General features: G+C 64.5%; 20 protein-coding genes. 9 read left to right on the forward strand and 11 right to left on the reverse strand.

Going from position 1 to position 21985, the window contains the following annotated elements:
- Positions 1–15 precede the first annotated feature (15 nt).
- Positions 16–435: a lysozyme inhibitor LprI family protein gene (locus YU3_RS0113035; protein ID WP_027166666.1), complete on the reverse strand. Its 420-nt coding sequence runs from the start codon at positions 433–435 to the stop codon at positions 16–18.
- A 239-nt stretch (positions 436–674) separates the two neighbouring features.
- On the opposite strand from YU3_RS0113035, the gene ykgO reads away from it, so the two are divergent.
- The 3 genes from ykgO (at position 675) to YU3_RS0113050 (ending at position 2796) form a co-directional block, all read left to right on the forward strand.
- Positions 675–800, forward strand: coding sequence for a type B 50S ribosomal protein L36 (gene ykgO, locus YU3_RS0113040; RefSeq protein WP_006203764.1), 126 nt, complete (start codon positions 675–677; stop codon positions 798–800).
- A gap of 143 nt (positions 801–943) precedes the next feature.
- Positions 944–1567: a hypothetical protein gene (locus YU3_RS0113045; RefSeq protein ID WP_027166667.1), complete on the forward strand. Its 624-nt coding sequence runs from the start codon at positions 944–946 to the stop codon at positions 1565–1567.
- 167 nt (positions 1568–1734) lie between these two features.
- Positions 1735–2796 (forward strand): alpha/beta hydrolase, encoded by a 1062-nt coding sequence (locus YU3_RS0113050; RefSeq protein WP_027166668.1) that lies wholly within the window; start codon positions 1735–1737, stop codon positions 2794–2796.
- A gap of 31 nt (positions 2797–2827) precedes the next feature.
- On the opposite strand, the gene pyk is transcribed toward YU3_RS0113050, so the two are convergent.
- Together pyk and YU3_RS0113060 are read right to left on the reverse strand one after the other, a co-directional pair.
- Complete coding sequence (gene pyk, locus YU3_RS0113055; protein WP_027166669.1) at positions 2828–4255, reverse strand: pyruvate kinase; 1428 nt, start codon at positions 4253–4255, stop codon at positions 2828–2830.
- A complete protein-coding gene (locus tag YU3_RS0113060) occupies positions 4252–4740 on the reverse strand; it encodes a DUF1036 domain-containing protein (protein ID WP_027166670.1) in 489 nt (162 codons plus the stop codon). Before YU3_RS0113060 ends, pyk begins: the two co-directional genes overlap by 4 nt.
- A 235-nt stretch (positions 4741–4975) precedes the next feature.
- On the opposite strand from YU3_RS0113060, the gene YU3_RS0113065 reads away from it, so the two are divergent.
- From YU3_RS0113065 to YU3_RS0113075, 3 genes are all read left to right on the forward strand, one after another.
- Positions 4976–5773 carry an N-formylglutamate amidohydrolase gene (locus YU3_RS0113065; protein WP_027166671.1) on the forward strand — a complete coding sequence of 266 codons (798 nt, stop codon included), beginning with the start codon at positions 4976–4978 and terminating at the stop codon, positions 5771–5773.
- A 56-nt stretch (positions 5774–5829) separates the two neighbouring features.
- Positions 5830–6138: a DUF1244 domain-containing protein gene (locus YU3_RS0113070; RefSeq protein ID WP_027166672.1), complete on the forward strand. Its 309-nt coding sequence runs from the start codon at positions 5830–5832 to the stop codon at positions 6136–6138.
- A gap of 201 nt (positions 6139–6339) precedes the next feature.
- Positions 6340–7521, forward strand: coding sequence for an MFS transporter (locus YU3_RS0113075; RefSeq protein ID WP_027166673.1), 1182 nt, complete (start codon positions 6340–6342; stop codon positions 7519–7521).
- Here YU3_RS0113075 and YU3_RS0113080 read toward each other — a convergent pair.
- Positions 7479–8393, reverse strand: a complete 915-nt coding sequence (locus tag YU3_RS0113080; protein ID WP_027166674.1) for a LysR family transcriptional regulator — start codon at positions 8391–8393, stop codon at positions 7479–7481. The two genes, YU3_RS0113075 and YU3_RS0113080, sit on opposite strands and share 43 nt — an antisense overlap.
- A 96-nt stretch (positions 8394–8489) precedes the next feature.
- On the opposite strand from YU3_RS0113080, the gene YU3_RS0113085 reads away from it, so the two are divergent.
- Positions 8490–9446 carry an SDR family oxidoreductase gene (locus YU3_RS0113085; RefSeq protein WP_027166675.1) on the forward strand — a complete coding sequence of 319 codons (957 nt, stop codon included), beginning with the start codon at positions 8490–8492 and terminating at the stop codon, positions 9444–9446.
- On the opposite strand, the gene YU3_RS39260 is transcribed toward YU3_RS0113085, so the two are convergent.
- From YU3_RS39260 to YU3_RS0113105, 4 genes are all read right to left on the reverse strand, one after another.
- Positions 9447–9605, reverse strand: a complete 159-nt coding sequence (locus tag YU3_RS39260) for a DUF3309 family protein (RefSeq protein WP_036258386.1) — start codon at positions 9603–9605, stop codon at positions 9447–9449. It abuts the gene before it with no gap.
- Positions 9606–9701: 96 nt separating this feature from the next.
- Positions 9702–12878: an efflux RND transporter permease subunit gene (locus YU3_RS0113095; RefSeq protein WP_027166676.1), complete on the reverse strand. Its 3177-nt coding sequence runs from the start codon at positions 12876–12878 to the stop codon at positions 9702–9704.
- Positions 12879–12952: 74 nt separating this feature from the next.
- On the reverse strand, positions 12953–14152 hold the full coding sequence (locus YU3_RS0113100) for an efflux RND transporter periplasmic adaptor subunit (RefSeq protein ID WP_027166677.1): 1200 nt from the start codon (positions 14150–14152) through the stop codon (positions 12953–12955).
- Positions 14153–14519: 367 nt separating this feature from the next.
- Positions 14520–15941, reverse strand: a complete 1422-nt coding sequence (locus YU3_RS0113105) for a coniferyl aldehyde dehydrogenase (protein WP_027166678.1) — start codon at positions 15939–15941, stop codon at positions 14520–14522.
- A 307-nt stretch (positions 15942–16248) separates the two neighbouring features.
- Between YU3_RS0113105 and YU3_RS0113110 the strand changes: the two genes are divergently transcribed.
- A complete protein-coding gene (locus tag YU3_RS0113110; RefSeq protein ID WP_027166679.1) occupies positions 16249–17133 on the forward strand; it encodes an AraC family transcriptional regulator in 885 nt (294 codons plus the stop codon).
- Positions 17134–17225: 92 nt separating this feature from the next.
- Here the strand turns inward: YU3_RS0113110 and YU3_RS0113115 are convergent, their stop codons facing one another.
- Positions 17226–18356 carry a patatin-like phospholipase family protein gene (locus tag YU3_RS0113115; RefSeq protein ID WP_027166680.1) on the reverse strand — a complete coding sequence of 377 codons (1131 nt, stop codon included), beginning with the start codon at positions 18354–18356 and terminating at the stop codon, positions 17226–17228.
- Positions 18357–18548: 192 nt separating this feature from the next.
- Positions 18549–19649 carry a citrate synthase/methylcitrate synthase gene (locus YU3_RS0113120; protein WP_027166681.1) on the reverse strand — a complete coding sequence of 367 codons (1101 nt, stop codon included), beginning with the start codon at positions 19647–19649 and terminating at the stop codon, positions 18549–18551.
- 90 nt (positions 19650–19739) lie between these two features.
- Between YU3_RS0113120 and YU3_RS0113125 the strand changes: the two genes are divergently transcribed.
- Entirely contained in the window at positions 19740–20882 is a 1143-nt protein-coding gene (locus YU3_RS0113125; RefSeq protein WP_027166682.1) for a citrate synthase, read from the forward strand.
- Between the two features lie 206 nt (positions 20883–21088).
- Here the strand turns inward: YU3_RS0113125 and phaR are convergent, their stop codons facing one another.
- Positions 21089–21682, reverse strand: a complete 594-nt coding sequence (phaR, locus tag YU3_RS0113130; RefSeq protein ID WP_027166683.1) for a polyhydroxyalkanoate synthesis repressor PhaR — start codon at positions 21680–21682, stop codon at positions 21089–21091.
- Between the last annotated feature and the right edge of the window lie 303 nt (positions 21683–21985).

Below are 21985 nucleotides of genomic sequence, written 5' to 3' on the forward strand. Positions count from 1 at the left end.
CTTTAAACCCGCAGGCTATTGAAAATCCTGGTCTTCGTCCCCGTCCGGGCTGGCGCAGGCCGGATTTGACTTGCAGTTGGCATCGGAGGTCAGTTGCTTGATGCGCGCGCTGGTGAGTTCCGTCAGGCACTGCGACACCTCCATCGGATGGATGGAGCCGCCTTGGCTGTCGGCGGTCGAATAGGCGCATTCGGCGTCGCGGAAAGCGATCCAGGCGCGCTGTGCCGTCTGTAAGAGCTTGTTCGAGGCCTGATCGTTGCGGTCGACAAGGTCCTTGTAGGCAGCATTGAGCTTGGCATCGGCCGCCTGGCGGTCGGCATCGGCGCAGATGTTCATCATCGACTGGCTGTCGTCGCCACGGTCGCAGTCCTCGGCCCAGGCGGCCGGGGCGGTTGCCAGAAAGACAAGGCAGGCGGACAGAAAGAGACGGCGCATGGAGCCCCCGGTCGCTTGGCGTTGCCTCACCATCCCAGCCGCCTTTGAGTCGCGCAATACCGCGCCGCCTGGATGGCGGATATTTGATGAGCGGCTCAACTTGTGGCATTCGGGCATGCGCACATGGTTGACACGGGCAAGCCTCCTCGTTTATGAGCCACGCAAGTTCAAAGGCGCGCTTTTTCGGGCGCGCCTTTAAAATTCGGCCCGGGATGGGCCCTGACCGAACAGGCAAGACGATGAAGATCAAGAATTCGCTCAAGGCGCTCAAGGCGCGTCACCGCGACAACCAGCTGGTTCGCCGCAAGGGACGCATCTACATCATCAACAAGACCGCCCCGCGCTACAAGGCGCGCCAGGGCTGAGCCTTGCGCGCGGCTTGATGCATGTCGCCCGAAAGGAAGCGACATGCGAGAGACCGCGCCGCGCTGATGTCGATTGCCGGTTCGCCGGCGCTCTCACGCTAAAATCACTTTGACGATCCGCCGTCCGGGACTAGATTCCGGCGATGCGGATTCTTTTTGCGTTGTTCACCGCCCTTTTGCTGTCCGGCACAGCTTTGCCTACAGGGGCAGAAGAGGTGCCAGGCGCGCTGCCTCCAGATACCGCGCCGCCGCCCGCCGCCACGCCGCCACCGGCCGCTCCGACCAGGCAGGGTCGCCTCGATCAGCTCTTCACCGAGTTGAAGCGCGAGCGCAATGAAAAGGCGGCCGAGCGCATCGCCGGCCGCATCTGGAACGAGTGGAACCAGTCCGGCAGCGCCTCGATCGACCTGATGATGCAATGGGCGCAAAAGGCGACGGAAGACCAGAAATTCGACGTCGCGCTCGATTTCCTCGACCAGGTCGTGACCTTGCAGCCCGACTATGCCGAGGGCTGGAACCGCCGCGCCACCGTGCATTTCCTGATGAAGAATTACGGGAAGTCGATGGCCGATATCGACCGCACCTTGCAGCTCGAGCCCCGCCATTTCGGCGCGCTCTCGGGCCTCGCCCAGATCATGACCGAGACCGGCCACAAGCAGTCGGCGCTGGAAGCCTGGCAAAAGGTGCTCGCGATCTATCCGATGATGCGCAGCGCCCAGGGCCAGGTTTCGACGCTTTCGGAAGAGCTGGCCGGCGAGGGGATTTGAACGTAGGCAGTAGGGCAGTAAGGCAGTAAGGGAAGAGCCCACCTACTGCCCTACTGCCCTACTGCCCTACTGCCCTACTGCCCTACTGCCCTACTGCCCTACTGCCCTACTGCCCTACTGCCCTACTGCCCTCAAAACTAATTCCGCCTTTCACCAGTGTCTCCCCCATGAACCTCATCTGCGCCGCCTTCCTTTTCCTCGTCGCGCTCTTCTTTGCCCTCGCCGGTGTCACTCGCGCCGGCGTCTGGTCGATCGAGCGCCGCAGCCCGCCAGTCGGCGAATTCGCTGAGATCGACGGCGCGCGCATTCACTTCGTCCACATCCCGGCGCCGGCCAGCGCCGACCTGCCGCCGGTCGTCTTCATCCACGGCGCCAGCGCCAACCTCAAGGACCAGATGCTGCCGCTGAGACCCTTGCTCGAAGGCCGCGCCGAAATGCTGTTCCTCGACCGCCCGGGCTTCGGCTGGTCGGAGCGCGGCAACCACGAGACGCTCGCGGCGCAGGCCGATACGATCGCGGCAACAATGGACCGCCTCGGCATCACAAAGGCTGTCATCGTCGCGCATTCCTTCGGCGGTGCCATCACCACGGCTTTTGCCCGCCAGCATCCCGAGAAGACGCTGGGTCTGGTCTTCATCTCGCCTGCCAGCCATCCCTGGCCGGGCGGGGCGACCGCCTGGTACTACAAGCTCGCCGCCACGCCAGTGATCGGCTGGCTGTTTTCCGAAACGCTCGCTTATCCGGCCGGCATGCTGCAGATCGGCAATGCCACATCTTGCGTCTTTTCGCCCAACCACCTGCCGGCCGAGTACATCGGCGACGCCTCGATCCCGCTGGTGCTGCGGCCATCAGCCTTCCGCGCCAACGCGCGCGACGTCGCCCAGCTCTACGATTATATCCGCGCCGCCTCGCCTGATTACCGCGAGATCAAGGCGCCCACCGTCGTCATCTCGGGCGATCGCGACAAGGTGGTCTACGCGACGATCCATTCCGTCGGGCTCGAGCGCGACATTGCCGGCGCCGAGCTGGTGTGGGTCCGCAATCTCGGCCACAAGCCCGACTGGATCGCGCCCGACCTCGTCGTCGGCGCCATCGAGAAGGTGACCGGCAAGTCCGTCGACCTGCAGGCGATTGCTGCGAGAGTGGAGGCGCGGATTGCCAGCGACACGCAAGGCGCCGGGAAATGCCCTGAGCTTCAGGTGCCTGACGCCGAACTGGCGCCGGGCTGACTTGCGAGACGAAAGCGCTTCAGGGCACGCCCTAATGGGTCTCCGACCCGACGTAAGCAATCCGCAGCATGTTGGTCGAGCCCGGCGTCCTCAGCGGCACGCCGGCGGTGATGATGATGCGGTCGCCGGGCTTGCCGAAGCCCTCGTCGAGCGCGATGCGGCAGGCGCGGTCGACCATATCGTCGAGGTCTTTGGCGTCCTCCGAGACGACGCAATGCGTGCCCCACAGCAGCGATAGCCGGCGCGCGGTGTTGAGGATCGGCGACAGCGCCACGATCGGCACCTGCGGCCGTTCGCGCGCGGCGCGCAACCCGGTCGTGCCCGACGCGGTGTAGGTGATGATCGCCGACAGTTTCAGCGTCTCGGCGATCTCGCGCGCGGCGAGCGAAATGGCGTCGGCGCCGGTTGCTTCCGGCTCGGAGCGCTGCGCGTTGATGATGCCGGCATAGGTCGGATCGGTTTCGACCTTGGTGGCGATGCGGTTCATCATGCCGACCGCCTCGACCGGATAGGCGCCGGCCGCGGACTCGGCCGAAAGCATGATCGCATCCGCGCCCTCGAAGACGGCGATCGACACGTCGGAGACCTCGGCGCGGGTCGGCACGGGGGCGGTGATCATCGATTCCAGCATCTGGGTCGCGATCACCACCGGCTTGCCGGCGCGGCGCGCCGCGCGCGTGATCTGCTTCTGGATGCCTGGCACGGCTTCGAGCGGCATCTCGACGCCGAGATCGCCGCGGGCGACCATAAGCGCATCGGACAATTCGATGATTTCCGCCAGTCGGGCCACCGCTTGCGGCTTCTCGATCTTGGCCATGATCAGCGCCCGGCCGCGCGCGATCTTTCGCGCTTCGGCCAGATCCTCCGGCCGCTGCACGAAGGACAGCGCCACCCAGTCGACGCCGGTGGCGAGCACCGCGTCGAGATCGGCGCGGTCCTTCTCGGTCAGCGCGCCGACCGGCAGGTCGGTGTCTGGCAGGCTGACGCCCTTCTTGTCGGAAATGCCCGAGCCGGCCACGACCGTGCAGGTGATCGACTTGCCGTCGCTCTTCAGAGCCTTCAGCTCCAGCTTGCCGTCGTCGATCAAAAGACGGTGACCGGCCTCGACCGAGCTCAGGATTTCGGGGTGCGGCAGATACACCCGCTTCGAATTGCCGGGTTCCGGATTGTCGTCGAGCGTGAAGGTCTGGCCGGCGGTCAGCGCTTCCTTGACGTTGGCGAACTTGCCGACCCTGAGCTTCGGCCCCTGCAGGTCGGCGAGGATGCCGATCGGCCGGCCGACATCGGCCTCGACGGCGCGGATGCGTCCGACCAGCGTGCGCATCAGCTCGTGGTCGGTATGGCTCATATTGATGCGGAAGACATCGGCGCCGGCTTCGAAAAGCTTCTTCAGCATCTCCTCGGAGGAGGAAGCCGGACCGATGGTGGCGAGGATCTTGACCTTGCGGTTACGTCTCATTGAGTGTTTGTTCCCGGAGCGGGGGCCGCTGGCGCGCCTCCCGTTGCGGGCTCGTCGGTCAGCTGGACCATCCAGCTTGCCTGCTCGCCCGTGTCATATTCCTGAAATCCGGCGCGCTGAAAGCCCCGGGCGACGCAATCATTCACGCCGGCGATCTTGAACTCTTTCTCGGCGACGCACATGTTGATCGGGCCGTCCCAGCGCCCGCCGCGTTCGGCGTCTTCTGCATAAAGATAGTAAAACCTTGATGACAGCGGACCCTCGATCAGCGTCTTGCAGGTCGATCCTTCGATGTGCCACCAGCCCTCGGTGATCCAGCCGGCCTTGGCGCGATAACCGATGCCGACGCCCACCAGATTTTGCGTTGCGTTGCAAACGCGGAAGTCGGCCCGGGCCGGCGAGGTCGCGCCGATCGCGCATAATCCCGCGCCGATGATCAGCAACGGCACGGCCAGGCGCTTGCGCAACCGGCCGGCAAAACCCATCGCAGATCCCCTTGCGAACCACATTTGCATCTCTCGAAGCCCTTTTCAGCAAACTCCGGTCGCATGTCAACGCGCCGTTTTGTTCAATTCCAATCGATTTAGAAGGGCACGTCGCACAAATTCTGTTCCCGTCGGGGATTTTTTGCAGAAACCTTGGCCAAACAACGGCATTGCGCCAGCGTCCTCTTCATGGAATGACGATACCACATCGAAGCCGCCATCCCCTTTTCAGCTGATGACCCGATCCACAGTTTTCACGCCGTTCGACATTGTCGAGGGCGACCGCAAGAAAGGCGTCGTGCTTCTCGCCGATCACGCCCGCCGTGACCTGCCCGAGGAATATGGCAGTCTCGGTTTGCCGGCGTCCGAATTCGAGCGCCACATCGCCTATGACATCGGCGTCGAGACGGTGACGCGCGAACTTGCGGCGGCGCTCGACGTGCCGGCCGTGCTTGCCGGCTTCTCGCGGCTGTTGATCGACCCCAACCGGGGCGAGGACGACCCGACCATGATCCGTCAGCTCTATGACGGCACCGTGGTGCCGGGAAACTATCCGATTGCCCCGGACGAACGCGAGAGGCGGCTCGACCGCTTCTACCGGCCCTATCATGACGCCGTCGGCGCGATGATCGCCTCGGTCGCCCATGCCTCGGGCAAGGCGCCGTTCATCTTCTCCGTGCATTCCTTCACGCCGGTTATGCAGGGCTTTATCCGCCCCTGGCATGTCGGCGTCCTGTGGGACCTCGACGATCGCGTGGCGCGGCCACTGATCGACCTGCTGGCCGCGGACAAGACCCTCGTCGTCGGCGACAACGAGCCCTATGACGGCGCGCTGCGCGGCGACACCATGTTCCACCATGCCATCGTCAACGGTTACGCCCATGCGCTGATCGAGATCCGCCAGGACCTGATCGCCGACCGTGCCGGCGCGCTCGCCTGGGCCGAACGGCTGGCGCCGATCGTTGACGCCATCGACCGCCGTCCCGATATACATCAGGTGAAGATGTTCGGCTCGCGCACCGGGCCGGCATGAGGCCGTCAGGCCAGTAAGCCACGTGAAAAGGCCGCCAGGGCCGGGAGTTCCCCGAGATGACCGAACTCAGCGACGAGCAGAAACGCGATTTCGAGGCAGCCGCTTTCCGCCGGCTGGTGGGGCATCTGCGCGAGCGCGGCGATGTCCAGAACATCGACCTGATGAACCTCGCCGGCTTCTGCCGCAACTGCCTGTCCAACTGGTATCGCGAAGCCGCCGACGCCGAAGGCGTGGCGCTGTCGAAGGACGCTGCGCGCGAGATCATCTACGGCATGCCTTATGCCGATTGGCAGGCGCTCAACCAGACCGAGGCGTCGGAGGCCAAGAAGGCCGAGTTCGAGGCAAGGCGGCCGAAGGATCATTGAAGGTCCTGTGCGGCTTCGCTCCTTGCTACGCCCGTGGATGACGAAGCGATGGGCGTTTCGGCTAATCTCCAAAGTGGGCGTCATCCTGACAGGCCCGCGCGCGCCTTTGGTCCAAGAACTTCTTCCCGGCGGTCCTTGACTGCAAATTGAATCGATCTAATTTGCCGCGCGAGAACCCCTTCACGCAGCGGATTTCAGACCATGAGCGTGCAGACCACGATGCAGGCCGCGACGCGCGGCCGCTGGGCCGTCGCCGGTATTTTCCTAGCCAACGGCTTTCTCACCGGCAGCTGGGCGCCGCAGATTCCGGTGTTCCTGACCCGGCTCGACATCACCAGATTCACGCTCGGCCTGCTGATCCTCCTGTTCGGTGTCGGCGCGGTCATTGCCATGACCTGGTGCGGCCATCTCATTTCAAGGCATGGCTCTCGCACGGTGACGCGTTGGTTCGGCGTCTGCGGCAGCTTCGGCCTGCTGATCGTGGCCCTCGCGCCCAACGTGCCGCTGGCGGCGATTGCCATGCTCGTCTTCGGCGGCTCGATCGGCGGCATGGATGTCGCGATGAACTCGAATGCCGTGGTAGTGGAAAGAAAGCTTTCCCGGGCGATCATGTCGTCCTCGCACGGCTTCTGGAGCCTTGGCGGCTTCGCCGGCGGCGCGCTTGGCGGCTATTCGATCCAGAACTACGGCTATCTTCCCCATGCCATCGCGGTGACAGCGATCGCCTTTGGCGTCATCGCCTTTGCCATTCGCTACCTCGTCGCCGAGGACAAGCCGCAGGCTGTCGAACATCAGAAATTCACGCTGCCGCGGCACACGGCCGTCTATCTGGTTGGGCTGATGGCGCTGCTCACCATGATCTCCGAGGGCGCGGTGCTCGACTGGGCGGCGCTGTTCCTGCACCAGGAACTGGGCGCCGATCTCGCGATCGCCGGTCTCGCCTATGCGGCCTTCTCCGGCGTCATGGCGCTGATGCGTTTCCTGGGCGACGGCGTGCGCAACCGCTTCGGCGCGGTGGCGACGTTGCGCGGCTCGGCGCTGGTCGCCGCCGCCGGCATGCTGGTCGCCGGCCTCTCGCCCTCGCCGTATCTTGCCATTGCCGCTTTCGCCTTTTGCGGCTTCGGCATCGCCAACATGGTGCCGATCATCTTTTCGGCCGGCGGCAACCAGGAAGGCATGTCGTCCGGCACCGGCATGAGCGTCGTCACCACCATGGGCTATTCCGGCATCCTGGTGGCCCCGTCGGCAATCGGCTTCGTCGCCGAGCATTCGAGCTTCGGCCCGATCTTCATCGCGCTGTCCGGGCTGCTGGTCATCGTGCTCATGATGGCGGGCCTGGCTCACAGGGCCGAGTTCGCTCCAGACCCCGTGCCCGCCGAATAGCGCCTCAGCTCCTCATGCAGGAAATCCGCCACGCGGCGGATGCGCATGCTTGTGCGCACATCGCGATGCATGGCGAGCCAGACCGGCAGGATCGGCAAAGGCACCTCTGGCAGCAGCTTTTCCAGGTCCGGATCGCGCGCGGCCAGCGGTTCCTGGCCGATGCCGATGCCATTGCCGGTCCGCACGGCCTCCCACAGCACAATCTGGTTGTCGGTCCTGAAGCGGAAATGGCTGCGGCCGACCGGGATACCAACCGCGGTGAAGCCGCGAACGATCTCGTCGCTGCGGTCGAAGCCGACCAAGGCGTGATCGGCAAGGTCGACGGGTTTTTCCGGACGGCCGCGCCGGTCGAGATAGGATCTGGCGGCACAAAGGCACAGAGCAATGTCGGTGACCTTGCGCGCCACCAGTTCGTTCTGCGCCGGCCGGACCATGCGGATGGCGATGTCGGCGTCGCGGCGCAGCAGGTTCTCGACCTGGTTCGAGGCGACGATCTCGACCTCGATGCCCGGTTCCTGCTCGCCAAGGCGGGCCATCATGTCAGGCAGCACGAAGGCAGCGACCACCTCTGAGGCTGCGATGCGAACCGTGCCCTCGATCGCCTCGACCGAACCCAGCGCCAGCAGCGAGAATGCATTGGCCTCCTCGCTGACAGCCCGGCCGCGCTCGTAGAGCGTGCTGCCAGCCTCCGTCAGCTCATAGCCGCGCCGCCCGCGCCGGAACAACGTGACGCCGAGCGCCTGCTCGAGCTCGGCGATGTGGCGACCCAGCGTCGGCTGGCTGGCCGCAAGCCTGCGGGCAGCGGCCGAAAGGCTGCCGGTCTCGGCCACCGCCACGAAGCTTTTGATCAGGTTCCAGTCAAATTCCTTCATTCATTTTTGAATAACAGATCGCCGATGTCAGTCAATTTCAATTCGCTCATGAACGCCTCAGATTACCCGGGCAAACGCAAGCAACGGAGAGAACAAATGACCAAGGTCGCAATTCTGGGTGCCAACGGCCGGCTCGGCCGCGTGGTTGGCAAGGCTTTCATCGACGCCGGCTTCGACGTCCGCGCCGTCACCAGAACCGGCAAGGTGCCGGCCGAGCTCAAAGGCGCGTCGGCAGTTGCCGGCGACGCTCTGGACCGCCAGTCGCTGATCCGCGCAACGCAAGGCGTCGACATCGTCTTCAACGGCCTGAACCCGATCTACACCGACTGGGGCAAGTGCCTGCCGATGGCCGAGAACGTCATGGCCGCCTGCCGCGAAAACGGCGCGCTGCATCTCTTCCCGGGCACGGTCTACAATTACGGCTCGCCAATGCCGCAGGTGATCACGGAAGCGACGCCATTCCATCCGACCACCGAAAAGGGCCGCATCCGCTGCGCCATGGAAGACCTGTTCCGCCGCGAGGCCGAGGCCGGCCGGGTGCGCACCATTGTGCTCAGAGCGGGCGATTTCTTCGGCGGCACCGGCAGCGGTTCCTGGTTCGACCTCATCGTCGCCGCCAAGATGGAAAAGGGCGTCTACACCGCGCCCGGCCCAGCCGACCTTACTCATGAATGGGCCTATCTGCCGGATTTCGCGGTAGCCTTCGTCGGGCTTGCGCGCAACCTCGACAAGCTCGGCTTCCACGAGGCCATCAACTTCCCCGGCCACGCCATCACCGACCTCGACATGAAGGCCGCGGCCGAGAAGGCGTTGGGCCGCAAGCTGAAGCTCTCCTTCATGCCTTGGTGGGTGCTGCGCGCCGGCAGCCCGTTCGTCGCCATGTGGCGCGAGATCGTCTCGATGTCCTATCTGCGCTTCGAAGCGCACCGGCTGGTCTCGACGCGGCTGGAAGAGGTGATCGGCGAAATCCCGCATACGCCTCTGGATCAGGCGGTGAAGGAAGCCATGCAGGATATCGGCATTGCCGTCGCGGCCTCGCGTCAGGCGGCCTGATCAGATCCTGCCCATCAGCAAAAGGATCAGCAGCACGATCAGGATGACGCCGACGATGCCGGACGGCCCGTAGCCCCAGGATCGTGAATGCGGCCAAGCCGGCACGGCGCCGAGCAGGATCAGGACCACGATGATTACCAGAATTGTGCTGATCGGCATGGAAACCCTCGCCGTCTGGCTGCGTTCGAAGGGACAATGCAAAAAACCGCCCGGTTGTTCCCGGGCGGCTTTTGTCCATCGGCTTATTAAATCGCTCTATTCCGCTGCTTTCGGGAAGGCCTCCACCGGCCCGGCGCCGGGCTCGTCGACCGGTTCGTCGGTCGCTACCTTGCCCTTGCCGCGCTCGAACAGGCGGCTGAACCAGTGGCGCCGCGCACCGGGCTTCACCTTGGCGCGGGTGAACACCATCAGCATCGACGGCGTCACCACCAGCGTCAGCAAGGTGGCGAAGGACAGGCCGAACACGATCGCCGAGGACAGCGAGATCCACCATTGCGTCGACGGCGCGTTGATCGTCGTCTCGTGATGGAAGATTTCGAGGCCGAGGCCGAAGGCGATCGGCAGCACGCCGAGGATCGCCGACACCGCCGTCAGCACCACCGGGCGGGCGCGCTCGCGGCAGGTCTGCAGCACCGCATCCATCTTGTCCCAGCCTTCTTCGCGCAGCCGGTCATAGGTGTCGATGAGCACGATGTTGTTGTTCACCACCACGCCGGCGAGCGCGATGACGCCGATGCCGGACATGACGATGCCGAAGGCTTCGCCTGTCAAAAGCAATCCGAGGAACACGCCGATCGTCGCCATGACCACGCAGGACAAGACGAGCCACACGCTGGTGAACTTGTTGAACTGCGCAAGCAGCACCAGGAAGATCAGGAAGATCGCCGCGCCGAAGGCCTTGCCGAGGAAGGCGCTGGCTTCCGCGCTGTCCTCGTTGGAGCCGGCAAGCTTCCAGCGGATGCCGCTGCCGAGATCCATGTCGGTGACCGCCTTGGTGACCTGCTCCTGCACCGCCGCCACCTGCGCGCCGGCGCTGACATTGGCCTGCACGACCACGGTACGCGCGCCGTCGATGCGGTTCAGGATACCGACGGTCGGCTCGGGCTTGCGCACGACGAAGTTCGAGATCGGCACCGACCCTTGCGAGGTCTGCACCCTGAGCTCGTCGAGCGTCGACAGCGTGCGCCGGTCTTCGGGCAGGCGCAGACGAATATCGACCGCGTCGTCGGCGCCGGCCGGCCGGTATTCGGAGAGCTTGAGGCCGTTGGTCACCAGTTGCACCACCGTGCCCACCGAGGTCGGGCTGATGCCGTATTGCGCCGCCTTGGCGCGATCGACCTCGATCGCCCAATCGACGCCGGGCGGCGGCAGGCCGTCCGAAATGTCGATGACGTTGGGGATCTTGGCGATGCGTGCCGCCACCGCGCGCGCCTTGTCGTCGAGCCCGGCCGGATCGGCGGCCGACAGCCTGATCTGGATCGGCTTGCCGGTCGGCGGACCGGCTTCCGGCACACGCACCTCGACATCGACGCCGGGAATGCCGGCCATGACGCCGCGCAGGTCGTCGAGGATCTGGTTGGCGGACTTGCGCTCGCGCCAGTCGACGAACTCGTACTGGATGACGCCGACCACGTCTTCCGGGATGTCCTGGCCGCCGCCTTGGGTCTTGCCGACGCGCGTATAGACCGATTTCACCCCCGGCCAGCCGAGCAGCCGGTTTTCCGCCGTCTTGGTCGCTGCGTCCATTTCGGCCAGCGAAAGATTGCCGCGGGCATGCACATAGAGCAGGCCGTAGTCAGGCTCGACGCTGGGGAAGAACTCGACACCGGCGCCATATTTCGAATAGGCGAAGCCGACGCCGACCAGAAGGCCGACGGTGAGCAGGATGACGGTGATCGGGAAGCGCACCGCCTGCTTGACCACGGCCATGTACCAGCCATCGCGATGGTCGTCCTCGTGATGCTTGGGCGCCTTGGCGAAGATCGCGCCCAGCGTCGGCGCGAAGACCAGCGCGTAAAGCATCGAGGCCGACAACGTCACGATCAGCGTGATCGGCATGTACTTCATGAAATCGCCGATGATGCCGGGCCAGAACAGCAGCGGCGAGAAGGCGGCGATGCGCGTCATCGTCGCTGCGATGACCGGACCGGCCATGCGCTTGGCGGCCAGAGCGAAGGCGTCCGCCTTCGGCATGCCTTCGCTCATGCGCCGTTCGGCGAATTCGGTGACGATGATGGCGTCGTCCACCAGCATGCCGACCGCCAGGATCAGGCTGAACAGCACGATCATGTTGATCGTGTAGCCCATCATGGCAAGCAGCAGGATGCCCATCAGGAAGGACGATGGAATGGCAAGCCCGATAAGCAGCGAGGCGCGCCCCGACAGCGCATAGAGGATGACGATGAACACCAGGATGACGGCGATCATCACATGGTTCTGCAGATCGCCGAGCAGCTGGTTGACGAAGACCGACTTGTCCTGCGTGTAGGTGACGTGCATGCCTTCGGGCATCGTCTTGATGAAGGTGTCGGACACCTCCCTGACATGGGTCAGCGTATCGATGAGGTTGGCGCCGATGCGCTTCTTCACCTCGATGGCGATGGCCGGCCTGCCGTCGAGCCGGGTCACCGTCTCGGCGTCCTTGAAGGTCGAGCGGATGGTGGCGACGTCCTTGGCCTGGACAACGGCGTTCGGCGTGGCCACGACCGGCAGGTTGGCGACGTCCTCGGGCCTTTCGATCAGCGACGGCACCTTGACCGCGTATTTGCCTTCCGAGCCCTCGAGATTGCCGGCCGCGACGAGGCTGTTGGAGGAAGCGACGCCCTGGATCACTTGGTCGAGCTGCAGCCCGTAGGAGGAAAGCTTGACCGGGTCGATGACGACCTCGACGAGGTCGTCGCGCGCGCCCTGCAGCGAGCCTTCGAGCACGCCGGGCACTTCCTCGATGCGGTCGCGCAGCTCGCGCGCGGCGGATGTCAGCACCCGCTCCGGCACATCGCCGGAGAGCGTCACGACCAGGACCGGGAACTCCGAGACGTTCACCTCGTTGACGGTCGGCTCCTCGGCCGCCTGCGGCAGGTCGGCCTTGGCGTCCTGCACCTTGCTGCGCGTGTCCTGCAACGCTGTCGCCAGGTCGGTCTGCGGCTGGAATTCGACCAGCACGTAGCCACCGCCCTGGAAGGCGGCCGAACGCATCTCCTTCAGCCCCTTGAGGCTCTTGAGCTTGCTTTCCATCGGCCTGAGCAGCAGGCGCTCGGAATCCTCCGGCGAGATGCCCTGATAGATCAGGCTGACATACATCATCGGAATCGGAACGTCGGGCTCCGCTTCCTTCGGCGTCGACTGATAGGCGATCCAGCCCGCGATGAGCAGGAACATCAGCGCCGATATTGTGAGGCGGGCATTGTTTATGGCGAGTCTGACGATATCCATGACTTCGGCCTGTTATTTCTCGAAGGCTGCGGCCCCGGCCATCGCCGGGTGGGCCGGACAAAGGCGCGTCGTGCTTACTGCGTGCCGGCGGTGGCTTCGCCGATCAGCTTGTTGATGGTCGCCTGGTCGGCCTCTACGGGCTTCACCAGATCGCCCTCCTTCACCAGCTCCTGGCCGGCGACGATGATGCGCGCGTCCTGCGGGATGCCGCCCAGCACCAGGCCGTGCGGCGTGTCGTCGACGAGGTCGATCGGGAAGAACGCCACCTTGTCGTCCTTGCCGACGGCGCGGATGCCGAGGTCGCCCTTGTCGCCTAGGGTCACTACCGAGCGCGGCAGCATGACCGCATTGGTCGGCTCGGCGCTGAGCGCGATCTCGGCCGTCATGCCGGCCGGAATCGAGCCGTCGCCGTTGGGGATCGCCACTTCGACGCGGAAGGTGCGGGTCTGCGAAGAGGCATCGCGGCTGATATAGCGAACGGTGCCCGTGACCTTCTGGTCGTTGACCAGGCGCACATCGGCTTCGTCGCCGATCTTGAGATAGCGCAGGTCGCGCTCGCTGATCTCGCCACGCGCGATGATCGGGTCGAGCTTGAGGATCGTCGCCACCTCGCCGCCCTGCATCACCGAGCTGCCGAGTTCCACCGGAATGCGATCGATCACGCCGTCGAATGGCGCCTTGACCTCGTTGCGGTCGAGTTCGGCCTGCGCGGTATCCAGCTGGGATTGCGCCAGGGTCAGGTTGGAGCGGGCGGTGTCGAGCTGCAGCTTGGGCAAATTGCCGGTCTTGGCCAGCCGCTCGGAAGCGTCGAGCTCGGCCTTGCGCTGCACCAGGAGCTGCTTGGCGTTGTCGACGTTGGAGATCTTCTCTTCCGCCGCGAGCATCAGCACAAGGTCGCCGGTCTTGACGTGATCGCCCTGCTTGACCGGTAGTTTTTCGATGACGCCGGCGACGCGCGTCGCAAGCACCGCGCGCTTGTCGGCTTCGGTCAGGCCGGAGACGCGGATGGCGCGAGCATAGGTCTTGCGCGGCGGCGTTACCACCGCGACGGTGCGCGGTGCGGCCTTCGGCTCGGCCTGCGCCGCGTTTGGCTTGGCGGCCTCCGGCTTCCCGGCTTCAACCGCCGTCGGTTTGCCGGCCTCGGCGTGCTTGTCGGCGGTAACCGACTTGTCGGCGGCGCTGCCGACCGACGAAAACTCGCCCGTACCCATCCAGGCCGCGAATCCGATGAGCACGGCAATGGCTGCAAGCTTGTGAAACCTGAATTTCGGCATCGTCATTTTTTCCGTTGCGTGACCTGGCGAGGTCGGCGCCTCCGACTTCGGGCGCGCGGCCGATATGGGTGTGCGCGGGGCCTAGTTCAATTTGCCGTGATCGGCGAAAGCGCGCTTCTACCTTAAAGTTGCGGCGCAATATAGTCAGAAAAGTTACAGGACCATTGCGTCGTGGAACACAGTACCTCGACAAATAAGGGCTTTTTTGCCAGCCGGCCGCCGCTTTTGTCGGCGCGCCGACAGTTTTCCGAAAGTTTCCTCAAGGTCACTGGCAGCAGCCGTCAGGATGATGCAAAAATCTCCCCTATGCGGCGGCAATTGCCCGATTGGAGCGCAGCCTCGCCCCGTCATTCTCGGGCTGAAGCTGTCAAGTGATGAGGTTCAGCAACCGGAATATACGCTCGAATGTTCTGCCATAGGGCGGGCGCAGCAGGCCGCCGGCGCTGAGCTTCGACTGGATGAAGATCGGCTTTTCCTTGCTGAAGGTGCGAAACCCCCACTCGCCGTGATAGGCGCCCATGCCGCTGTCGCCGACCCCGCCGAAGGGCTGCCGCTCCTGTACCAGATGCATCATGCAATCATTGACCGTAACCCCTCCGGCCGCGGTTTCCTGCAAGACCCGTTTGCGATTGGCGACGGCGCTGCCGAACCAGTAGAGCGCCAGCGGATGCTCGCCCCGGTTCACATGGTCGATGGCCTCGTCCACCGTGCCATATTCGACGATCGGCAGCACCGGCCCGAAAATCTCCTCACGCATCAGCCGCAGATTCTCCCCGGCATTGCGGACCAGCACGGGCGCCATCTTGCGGTCGGTGACGCCGAGCCTCTCATTCGCCGGATTGACCTCGGTGACGTCGGCGCCGCTGTCGCGCGCCTCGGCGACCATGTCGCTGAGGCGCCGATGATGCCGCTCGCTGACGATGGCCGTATAGTCGCGATTGTCGGCGAGGCGCGGATAGAGCTTCGCGATTGCCGCCGCGAGCTTGGCCGCGATCGCTCCGCCCTGGCCTCGCGGAACCATGAGATAGTCCGGCGCGATGCAGGTCTGGCCGGCATTGAGCAACTTGCCATAGGCGACGCTGGCGACCGCCGCGTCGAGATCGCAGGACGGATCGAAGATCGCCGGCGACTTGCCGCCGAGCTCGAGCGTCACCGGTGTCAGGTTGGCGGCGGCGGCCAGCGCAACCTGGCGGCCGACGGCGGTCGAGCCGGTGAACAGGAGATGATCGAACGGCAAGGACACGAACGCCTTGCCGAGTTCCGCGTCGCCGACCATCACGCTGACCTCGTCGGCGGCGAAATATGTCTCGACAAGGCTGGCGAGCAAATCGGAAAACTTCGGCGTCAGCTCCGATGGCTTCAGCATCACGCGGTTGCCGGCGGCCAAAGCCGCGGTTGCCGGCGCGATGGCGAGCTGGAAAGGATAGTTCCAGGGCGAGACGATGCCGACGACGCCGAGCGGTTGCGGCAACAGGCGGTTGCGGCCGGGCAGGAACGGCAGGCTGGTGGCGACGCGTCGCTCGCGCATCCAGCCGCTGAGATGCGACAGCGCATGCCTGATGCCGGCGCGCACGACGAACAATTCGGCAAGCCGCGTTTCCTCAGCCGAGCGGGCGGAAAAATCGCTGTCGATCACCGCGCAGATCTCGGCCTCGTGCTTCTCGGTGAGCGCCAGCAGGCGGTTCAGCCGGTCCTTCCGGACTTCCAGCGTCGGGAACGGCTCCTTCTCGAAGGCCCTGCACTGCGCTTCAAACGTGACCCCGAGAGCGTTCTGTCTGGTCTGCAGCATCGCGACCTCCCGTTTACGTTCAGGTAAGTTACATCGCTCGAACAACCGAATCCAGCATTGCCACGGTTCCGCTGGGGAAGGCTCCGGTAGTTGCCCCCGATCCAAACGCCTCAAATATGCCGTTTGGCACCCGTCATCGACATGGGAACGCCACCAGTCCGCAAACGGCCCTTTTCGCCGTTCATACATCGATTGGGCGTGCATAAACGATCCTTGGCGACGGTGCGGCTCGTGACAAAAACCGCAAGATCGGTCGAGCGCCTCATGTCCGCGCAGCTTAGCTGGTGCTGCCACGGAGAATGGAACGATGAAGGCGGCGGTTCAAAACCACCATGCCCGGATGCAGCGGGTGCTGGATCACATAGACCGGCACCTGGACAACGATCTGGACCTGGACGCGCTGAGCAGCGTCGCAGCCTATTCGAAATATCATTTCCACCGGCAGTTCACGGCGACTTTCGGGCTGTCCGTGCATCGCTATATCCAGCTCGCCCGCATGAAGCGCGCTTCATTCCGGCTGGGCCACGCGGACGCCGAAAGCGTCACGGATATAGCGATGGATGCTGGTTACGACGCACCGGATGCCTTCGCCCGCGCCTTTCGTCAACGGTGCGGGCAATCGCCTTCCTCGTTCCGGAGATCACCCGACTGGGGGTCGTGGCTGATGGCCTTCGGGCCTCTCGACAACGCCAGGAGAAAGCTCATGCAAATAATTTTCACCCATGACGACGTAACGATCCGCGAAGTGCCGCCCACCCCTGTGGCGATCATGGAACATCGGGGGGATCGGGCGACGCTCGGCGACACCATCCAGCGGTTCATCGCCTGGCGCAAAGCAGCCGGCCTGTCGCCCGAAACAAGCCCGACCTTCAACATCTTCCGTTCCGAGAGATGTCCCGCCGTCGCAGCCGACTACAGCATGGACATTTGCGTTGGCACCGACCAGCCGATCGCGGCGGACGACAAGCAGATGAAGGCCGGTGTGATCCCCGGTGGGCGCTGCGCCGTGCTGCGCTACCCCGGCAACACCAACAATCTGGAGCCAGCCGCGCTTTACCTTTATCGTGAATGGCTTCCGGCCAGCGGTGAGGAAGCACGCGACTTTCCGATCTATTGCCAGCGACGGCTGTCCTTCCTTCCGGAACTCTCGACACCCGAAATCATCATCGAGCTCTTCCTGCCCCTGAAATAGCGCGGCGGGAACGCGGCCTTTATCTTCCGTTCGCAAGGAACGGACCGGCCGCAGTCCAGCCCGATGTCGGTCTCTACGGCTGACGACGGCAATCAGGCGCGGCGCCGCGCGGACTCCGGCTTGATGCGTGCGGCCAGGAATTCCTTGACGCGACGCCCCGGCGCGGGACCCCGCAACGGCTTGAAGCCGTCGTCGAGCTCGCCCGAAAGATCGAGCGTAGCCCGCTGGCCGACGGCATCGTAATTTTCTTCCAGCCAGTCGCTGGCAGCGCTGCGGCCGAGGTCGCGCAGATAGGCGATAAAAGCCCATTCGGCGTTGACCTTGGATGACGCCGAAAGGTCCTTGAAGGCCTCGTCCGCATCGATGCGGTGCATGCGGATGTCACGATATTCGCCATGCGGCAGGCGGCCGGCCGCGATCAGTTCCTTGACGAAGGCGATCGAGCGGAATTCGCGCAGCAGACCGGCGTTGAAGGTGATCTCGTCGATGCGGTTCTGGATCTCGTTGGCGCTTTTCGGCGTGCCTTCGCGCACCACGGGATTGATCTGCACCAGAAGCACGTCTTCGGTCGCCGCCGTCTTGAAGAAAGGAAAAAGTGCCGGATTGCCGCCATAGCCGCCGTCCCAATAGGGCACGCCCTTGATCTCGACCGCCTGGAACAACTGCGGCAGACAGGCCGAGGCCATCACCGTGTCGAGGTCGATCTCGCCATCGGAAAAGACCCGTAGCTGTCCGGTTTCGACATTGGTCGCCGAGATGAACAGTTCCATCGACTTGCAGGCGCGCACATTGTCGAAGTCGATCTCCTTTTCGACCACATCGCGCAAAGGGTTGAGACCGAGCGGATTGGCAACATAGGGCGAGAACACCCGCGACATCGTGTCGAAGAAGACGTAGCCGGGCGTGTTCTCGATCGACCAATTGCCCCAGGCCACGTCCCACGGCATGCGCTGCACCGGGCTGAAACGGCCCTTCGATGCCACCGCCCGCCAGAAATCGTCGAGTTTTTTTCGCGCGCCCTCCACTCCGCCTCGGACAAAGCCATCGGCCAGCGCCACCGCGTTCATCGCGCCGGCGCTGGTGCCGGACACCGCCGCGATCTCCAGCCGCCCATCCTCAAGCAGCCGGTCGAGCACGCCCCAGGAAAAGGCGCCATGCGAGCCACCGCCCTGGAGGGCGACGTTGATCTTCTTCTTTTCCTCCGCCTTGCCGTTCTTCGCCATGGCGTTGTCCTTGTCTCAATGCGCCGGCCTGCCCTTGCGTCATCGCGTGGGGCAGCTTCCGCCTGCTTATGTTGCAGTGCAGCATATAAGGGCGAACCAAGGCAAGAACACGAACACACAAGCGTGATCGGGTGAAATTTCGGTCATGAGGGAACTCTTTCCTCGACCCACGGAGTGGGCGAGGAACCAAGCTCAGGCTACTAGGTCCGGCACCGGCCCGACATAGCGCGACTGCGGCCTGATCAGCCGCCCGGTCGCCTGCTGCTCGCGCGCATGCGCGATCCAGCCGGCGACGCGGCCGGCGGCAAAGACGTTGGAGAATGCCTCTTTCGGGAAGCCCACCGCTTCCAGGAGAAGCGCGGTGTAGAACTCGACATTGGTCTGGATCGAGCGCTGCGGCTTGGCGGCCTTGAGCACGTCGAGCGCCGCCTGCTCCACCGTCTCGGCAAAGGCGAGCCGGCTGCCCATTTGCCGGCTACTTGTTCCGCTGCGGGAACCGAGCTGCCGCACGACCGCTTTCAGCGCGTCGGCGCGCGGATCGCGCACACGGTAGATGCGATGGCCGAAACCCATGATGCGCCTGCCATGTGCGATCTCGTTGCTGAGCCAAGCGGTGGCATCGCCGCTGGATTCGATGGCGTCCAGCATCTCGATCACCGGCCCCGGCGCGCCGCCATGCAGCGGGCCTTTCAGCGCGCCGAGCCCGGCCAGGATCGCGGAGGTCAGTCCGGCTTGTGTCGACGCCACCACGCGGGTCGCGAAGGTCGAGGCATTGAGCCCATGGTCGCAGACCGTCACCAGATAGCTGTCCAGCGCCCTGGCAAGCGACGGCGACGCGCTGCCGGTGAGCATCCGCAGCATGTCGCCGGCATGATCGGCCTTTTCGTCGGGACCGATCGGCGTCTCGCCCCGGCCAAGGCGCAGCAGCGCCGGCGTCAGCACCGCCGGCGCCGCGATCAGGCGCAAAGCATCTGCAAGCTCGTCGCCGTCCGGCAAGATGGCCATGCCGGCTCGCATGCCGCTGTAGATGTCGAGCGGCGCAAGCTGGGTGAGCATTGGCCGCACGCGGTCGAACACTTCGACGCGCGCCCTGCCGATCGCCTGCTCCAGTTCGGCATCGCTTGGAAGGTCATCGAAGAAGCCGTCTAACAGCAGCCGGACCACCTGGCCGTAGCGCCAACGGCCGGCGAGTTCCGTCAATGAACGGCCTCGGATGGTGAGACGCCCGCCCGCCCCGTCGACATCGGAAAGCACCGTGTCCGCCGCCACAACATCATCGAGCCCGTTTGCCATGACTTGTCTCCTTGACCTTTCGCGCAACGAAATTAATGCTGCGCAATCGGCGCATCAATCTTGATCAATATAATCAATGTAAGGCAGCAAATGACGGAATGGCTGACGCGGGAGGAGGCGCTGGCGAGGCTCAATGTCCGGCCACAGACGCTCTATGCCTATGTCAGCCGCGGACGCATCGGCATGCGGCCGGACGGAGCCGACCCGCGTCGCAGCCAATACCGCGCCGACGACATAACCGCGCTCGCCACCCGCCGGGCGCGCGGTAGGAGCCCGCAGGCGATCGCCGAAAGCGCCATCGCCTGGGGCGAGCCGTCAATCACCACCGCCATCTCGACCGTGCAGCATGGTCGCCTCGTCTATCGCGGCAAGGATGCGGTGGCGTTTTCTTCTGCTGCGACGCTCGAGGAAACGGCCGCACTGTTGTGGGCGTCGAACGCCCCGGTGTCGTTCGCTTCGCTGACCCCTTCAGCAGTTCGGCAAAGCGGCGCCCCGACGGCCTTTGCCAGGCTCTCGGCGCTCGCTGCTGAAGGCCGGCCCTCTCTCGGCCGCAGGCCAGCCATGCTGCAGCAGGACGGCGCCTCCGCCACCAGCGCGCTGGCCACGGCGCTCGGCGCGACGCCGGGATCCGAACCTGTGCATGCAAGGCTGGCGCAGGGCTGGTCCGTCGATGCGGCCGGCGCCGATCTCATCCGCAGGACGCTGGTTCTGCTCGCCGATCACGAGCTCAATGCCTCGACGTTTGCGGCCCGCGTTGCCGCCTCCACCGGCGCGCCGATCGCCGCCTGCCTGCTCGCGGGCCTCGCCACGCTCACCGGTCCGCGCCACGGCGGTGCCGGCGCGGCTGCCCTGAACCTCGTCGAGGATGCCGAACGGTTGGGGGCGGACGAGGCGGTCGCGCGCTGGCTCGCCCACGACCGGCCGCTGCCAGGCTTCGGCCACCCGCTCTATCCGGAAGGCGATCCGCGCGGGCAAGCCCTTCTTCGCGATCTCGAAATCGATGATGGGCTGTTGCGTCTGCGAGACGCCGTCCTTGCCGCGACCGGCATGCATGCGAATGTAGATTTCGCCCTGGCCGCGATGACACGCAGCCTGCGCCTGCCCGCCGATGCGCCGTTCCGCCTGTTCGCGCTCGGCCGCAGCGCCGGCTGGACGGCGCATGCCATCGAGCAGGTGACCAGCAACAGGCCGATCAGACCGCGCGCCCGCTATGATGGGCCGGTCGGGACTTAGTGGCGGCCGATGGATGCCATAAGGGTGAACTGCTTAGCGCTTCGCCTTACGGTGAATGCGATAGGGTGTGTCGAGATTCAGGTCAGGCCGAGTCGAGAACGATGGCTTCCGAGAACCGGAGCGGAGCGTACTTAAAGTACGTGAGCACCGGAAGCGCAGGAAGCCGTCGTTCGCAGGCCGGCCTCACCTGAATATCGGCGCACCCGTCAGGACATCGTGTCCAGCTTGCGTTGCATCGCGGCGATCTGCGCCTTCAATTCCTGCAGATCGTCGGATTTCTCTTCCTTCTTCGGCGGCTCGGCCGGCGCCGCGGAATTGCCGCCGGCGGGCGGGAACGGCGTGAACATGCGCATGGCGTTCTGGAACAGCTCGACATTGCGGCGCGTCTGTTCCTCGAGCGCCTTTATCGGCGTCTTCATCAAGTCGATCGGCGTCTTGCCGAAGGCGCCTTTCAGCTGCTCGCGGAACCGCTCCTGCTCCTTGGAGAAGGCGATCATCGACTGTTCGAGGAAGCTCGGCACGATCATCTGCATCTGATCGCCGTAGAACGAGATGAGCTGGCGCAGGAACGGGATCGGCAGCATGTTCTGCCCATCCTTGTTCTCCAACTCGAAGATGATCTGCGTCAGCACCGGATGCGTGATGTCGTCGCCGGTCTTTGCGTCCTGGACCGTGAACTCCTCACCCTTCTTGACCATCTCGGCCAAGTCCTCGAGTGTCACATAAGTGCTTGTGCCGGTATTGTAGAGCCGGCGATTGGCATACTTCTTAATGACGATCGGGTCGTCTTTTGCGGCCATCCGTATCCTCCCCAGGACACCGGCACCTCTAGGAGCAAGTGGCCGGTAACGATTGCGCCCTTTATCGAGGATACGCGCAAAAGCGTCACAATTCCAAGCGGTTTGTGCACTGCGGCATCAATTAATGCTGCACAGCCACGGCAAAAACCGCTGCGCGGTCAACGTCATGTTACCGCAACCGGTGCGCGCTCTGCTTGCCGCGCATGGCGGCCATGCCCATTTCCGGTTTGACTTGAGGTTTCGAACGGGCAAGAAAGTCCTAAAGCGATCCCGAAAATACGACACTCGAAGTCTGGAGAAGAA

Origin of the sequence: Mesorhizobium sp. WSM3224, from assembly GCF_000427725.1 — a bacterium.
Lineage (GTDB): Bacteria > Pseudomonadota > Alphaproteobacteria > Rhizobiales > Rhizobiaceae > Mesorhizobium.